General features: G+C 68.4%; 6 protein-coding genes. 5 read left to right on the plus strand and 1 reads right to left on the minus strand.

The features are described 5' to 3' along the window. The 5 genes from FHG71_RS24105 to FHG71_RS22965 all read left to right on the plus strand — a co-directional run. The coding region (locus tag FHG71_RS24105) for an ATP-binding protein (protein WP_218014228.1) at nt 1-67 on the plus strand (67 nt) is incomplete at its 5' end. A 136-nt stretch (nt 68-203) separates the two neighbouring features. Continuing rightward, on the plus strand, nt 204-347 hold the full coding sequence (locus FHG71_RS23875; protein WP_176559606.1) for a hypothetical protein: 144 nt from the start codon (nt 204-206) through the stop codon (nt 345-347). After that, nucleotides 337-1,485 (plus strand): AAA family ATPase, encoded by a 1,149-nt coding sequence (locus FHG71_RS24650; RefSeq protein ID WP_139084113.1) that lies wholly within the window; start codon nt 337-339, stop codon nt 1,483-1,485. Before FHG71_RS23875 ends, FHG71_RS24650 begins: the two co-directional genes overlap by 11 nt. Beyond that, nucleotides 1,482-1,859, plus strand: coding sequence for a hypothetical protein (locus FHG71_RS22960; protein WP_139084115.1), 378 nt, complete (start codon nt 1,482-1,484; stop codon nt 1,857-1,859). Before FHG71_RS24650 ends, FHG71_RS22960 begins: the two co-directional genes overlap by 4 nt. Beyond that, nucleotides 1,856-2,212 carry a hypothetical protein gene (locus tag FHG71_RS22965; protein ID WP_139084117.1) on the plus strand — a complete coding sequence of 119 codons (357 nt, stop codon included), beginning with the start codon at nt 1,856-1,858 and terminating at the stop codon, nt 2,210-2,212. The genes FHG71_RS22960 and FHG71_RS22965 overlap by 4 nt, the downstream gene beginning before the upstream one ends. A gap of 118 nt (nt 2,213-2,330) precedes the next feature. Here FHG71_RS22965 and FHG71_RS22970 read toward each other — a convergent pair whose 3' ends face one another. Continuing rightward, a complete protein-coding gene (locus FHG71_RS22970; RefSeq protein WP_139084119.1) occupies nt 2,331-2,888 on the minus strand; it encodes a hypothetical protein in 558 nt (185 codons plus the stop codon). Nucleotides 2,889-3,007 lie beyond the last annotated feature (119 nt).

Consider the following 3,007-nt stretch of genomic DNA (forward strand, 5'->3'; position numbering starts at 1 on the left):
GCTCACCCACCACTGCGACATCGTCGAGACCGGCAACGAGTCCTGGCGGTTCAAGACCCGCTCCTGATCCCTTTCATCGGCCAACGCGAGCTGGGCCTGATCCGGCTCCGCTCCTGGTCAGCTGCGCCGGATCAGGCCCAGCTCGCCGCATCCACACCGGGGTCCCTCTTGAACGCCGATCCAGGGTCCCGATCCCGTGCCGATTGACAGTCTGGCTCGCGGGCGCCGCGTGGGTCCAGCTCGGGGCGCACGCGCTTGGCGAGGACGGCGAGGAACTTGCCGCGCTCCTCCTCGACGCGCAGCAGTGGTGCGACGAGCTTCGCTGGGAGTTCCGTTATGCGCGGTGAGCTGTTCCCGCTGGTCCACGGCGTGCGTCACTGGACCGACACGGAGACGGACCTCTGCAAGCGGCTGGAGGCCCACCTGGTCCGTCGGCGCGCGGCCCGCATGTCCAAGCTGCTCGAGCTGCAAGGGCCTCCGGCTCCTGTCGAGGAGCAGCTTTGCCTGCCTTTCGGTGACCCGGAGTTCGACCATGGGGAAGAGCCCCCGCAGCGGCCCGCGGCCGCGGCCGACGTTCAGCTGACTTGGCATGAGAAAGGCCGCGTCCGGACGCGGGCCCGCGCGATCCTGGCGGCCCGCGCGGCCAAAGGGGGTCTTGCGCACCTCAAGGAGGTCGACCGCCAGCTCATCATGCCGCGGCTCCCCGGCGTCCGGCTCGGCGGGCCTCAGACGGAGCACGCCGCCGACGAGCTGGCGTCTGCGCTGGCCGACGAGTTCCCGTGGATGCGGGAAGCTGTCGCGCATATCTGGCGCGGTGCGCAGCGGTCTGCGCGGGACGGCCTCGGCCTGGGGTTCGGGCCTGTGCTGCTCGACGGGCCGCCCGGCATCGGCAAGACGCATCTGGCGCGCAGGCTCGCGGAGCTCGCGGGCGTGCCGCTGGTGACCATCGACCTGGGCGCCGGCTCGGAAGGTTTCCGCGTGGCCGGCGTGACGAGAGGCTGGGCCTCGGCCGCACCCGGCCGTCCCGTCGAGGAGATCCTGGCGAGCGGGTGCGGCAACCCCCTCGTGATCATCGACGAGCTGGACAAAGGGGGCCACGCCCAAGGTGGCGACGGCTACAAGACCAGCGCGTGGAATGCTCTCCTGGGGCTCCTGGAGCCGGGGAGCGCCAGGCGCTGGGAATGCCCCTACTACCGGCTGCGGTTCGACCTGTCCCGCGTCTGCTGGATCCTAACGGCCAACGACACGCGATGGCTCCCGGCGCCGCTCTTGAGCCGCATGCGGATCGTCCCGCTCCAGAGACCCTCGCGCGGGGACCTCATCGGCGTCGTGCTTCGCGAGGGAGAGAGGCGCGGCGTCGACGCCGACAGCCTCGAGCTGCTTGCCGAGCGGATCAGGCGCTCGCGGGGTGAGCTCACGCTCCGGCACGTCATGCGCGCGCTGGAAGAGCTGCGGACCGCTGAGGAGAGGGGGTGCCTGCATTGAGTATTCTGAAGAATTATGTCGCGCGCCGGCCTGCAGCCGAGCTCGAGCCCCTGCGGGCGGCCGCGCGACGCTTTGAGGCGATGACCGGGGGAGCAGTCACGGACGCGCTGCCAATCGACGCGTGGCTCGTGGGCGAAGGCTCCCCACCGCTGGTGTTCGCCTGGCCGGCCGACGCGGCGAACACCCAGGAGGTCTTGTACCAGCCGCTCATCGGGGTGCGCCCCCAGGAGAGGCTGTTCCACGTGCCCTCGGGCTGGCTGCGGATCGTCTCGCCCGTGAGCGACCGGCGCCGGCGCGAGCTGGAATGGGGCGAAGAACTCGCGCGGGAGCTCCGGAATGCCCTGCTGCGCCCCGAGGGAGGGGGACGTCCGTGAGCGCCCGGGACTACGTCGAGAGCCTTCCATCTTGGGAGCGCCGCGAGCTCGCCCGCGCCGCAAATGCCTTCGAGGAAGGTCGTGATACGGGGTCGTTCCTCCTCGAGGAGTGGCAGCTGACCGCCAATGAGGGAGCCAACTTCATCTGCGGCTGGTGCGTTCCGCCGGGGCAGGGCTCGCGCTTGGTCGCGTTGGCTGTCGTGGGAGCTGATCCCGGCCGTGGCCGGATCTTCACTGTAGTGGGCTGGCTCACCTTGGGTACAGGGGTTGACCCTGTTGAAGTCCCACGCGGAGTTCTCGAGCGCTTTGAGGCCGACGCCCAGATCCTGCGAAATGCACTGCTGAACCCGTGACCGACGTGGTCGACCCAGTGTGAATAAAGTGGTTATGCTCGAAAGTTGGCCAGAACTGGCCGGGTGCCGCGGCCCCAAAGCGCCAGAGTCTGCTGCTCGGCTCAGGGTCATTGTGTCGTCAGATTCGCTTCATGACCTCGTAATGGCGGCGCACGCGGTGCGTCACATACAGCATTAGATCCCAGCGAGTGGGTGCAGCCGGCACCACCAGCTCGCCGCGATCGAACACGAGGCGGACGGGCGCCTGCGCGCGCCTGCCTCGCCGCCGTTGCAGGCCCGGATCCTTAGACGCGGCTCGCCAGCTGCAGATCAACTCTTCTATGCCGCGAAGCGAGAAGACTCGGAGAATCGGGGCCACTCCGTCTTGCAGGGGGCGAAACACCACGACCTCCGGAAAACTGTGCCAGTAAGCTGGCGTGACGATGAGTTCGACCCGCCCTGGGCCTTGCTCAAGCCATTCCGCCACGAGCCCGACGGCCTCGACAAGCTTCTGGTCCAAGGGAGCGTCACCCCAGAGCGCCAGCCGGCGCAGCCACAGGTCGTCTTCCGCAGGGTCGTGGGCAACTTCTTCGTCAGGCAGGTCCGGCTTGCGCAGCACGATCGCCGAAGGTAGCGCAGGGAGTTGGCCCTCGCGCTCTTTCCAATGCTCATTGATAGTCGCACGGTCGAAATACATGGCGGCCCCCAGTCGGTTCGAACAAGCCAGCTGAAACAACCCGCTGACCTAGGTTCAGGACCCATTGATCTGCTCGCTCCCGCTGTGACGGTGTGATTCAAGCTCCCGGTCTGAGGGGG

Origin of the sequence: Rubellimicrobium roseum, from assembly GCF_006152145.1 — a bacterium.
Lineage (GTDB): Bacteria > Pseudomonadota > Alphaproteobacteria > Rhodobacterales > Rhodobacteraceae > Rubellimicrobium > Rubellimicrobium roseum.

Excerpts from the sequence above, each read along its gene's own strand:
- FHG71_RS22970 (WP_139084119.1), bottom strand. The coding sequence starts at position 2,888 with ATGTATTTCGACCGTGCGACTATCAATGAGCATTGGAAAGAGCGCGAG.
- FHG71_RS24650 (WP_139084113.1), top strand. The coding sequence starts at position 337 with ATGCGCGGTGAGCTGTTCCCGCTGGTCCACGGCGTGCGTCACTGGACC.